At 57.4% G+C, this 223-nt stretch carries 1 protein-coding gene; it reads right to left on the bottom strand.

The features are described from left to right. Positions 1 to 220 (bottom strand): hypothetical protein (locus ACGF49_RS25395; RefSeq protein ID WP_387493611.1); only part of this gene is annotated, 220 nt, incomplete at its 3' end. Positions 221 to 223: the final 3 nt, after the last annotated feature.

The following is a 223-nucleotide window of genomic DNA, read 5'->3' as shown; positions in this document are numbered from 1 at the left end:
CCAGCGTGTCTTTGACCGCCAGTGTCAGCGAGCCTTTTTCGGCGGCCACGATGTTGCCGTGATGATTATCGACGGTCGTCGCCTTAAGGTTCAGATTACCGTTGCCCGCAAGGGTGCCGTGCTGGTTATCCAGCATCCGGGTGGTGAGGGACAGGGTATCTTTGCCCTGTTGTTGCATCACGCCGCCTTGATGACTGAGGGTGTCAGCGTTGACGGTTATCTG

This window comes from Photorhabdus sp. RM96S (assembly GCF_042879335.1).
Lineage (GTDB): Bacteria > Pseudomonadota > Gammaproteobacteria > Enterobacterales > Enterobacteriaceae > Photorhabdus > Photorhabdus kayaii.
Note: the sequence above shows the minus strand (reverse complement) of the source record. Positions and strands in the feature narration are given on the sequence as shown.